The sequence below is a fragment of the Saezia sanguinis genome (genome assembly GCF_003991585.1).
In the GTDB taxonomy this organism is placed as follows: Bacteria; Pseudomonadota; Gammaproteobacteria; order Burkholderiales; family Burkholderiaceae_C; genus Saezia; species Saezia sanguinis.
Map to the genome: position 1 here is coordinate 1 of NZ_PQSP01000194.1, position 240 is coordinate 240.

Below are 240 nucleotides of genomic sequence, written 5' to 3' on the forward strand. Positions count from 1 at the left end.
CAACTGGATCTCGACCCGCCGAACGACTTCTCCCGAGCGGCAGCACAGCGAGTAATCGAGATGCACCGCGAACTCACCAGCACCGACCTTGCCGGAATCGATGAATCGCTGGCCGGTTTGTACTCGGACGAGCCGGCCATCCGCTATGTGCTCGCCGAACCGCTGCTGGCCCGCCGGGCAGGAGTCCTCCGGCGGCTCGCCGCGCTGGCGGAACTCGACACGGTGGTGTTGCGGGGTGAG

The 240-nt window shown here is 66.7% G+C and carries 1 protein-coding gene; it reads left to right on the forward strand.

Annotated features, from left to right (window positions below; translation table 11 throughout):
- The coding region (locus CUZ56_RS15935; RefSeq protein WP_162615384.1) for a hypothetical protein at nucleotides 1-240 on the forward strand (240 nt) is incomplete at both ends.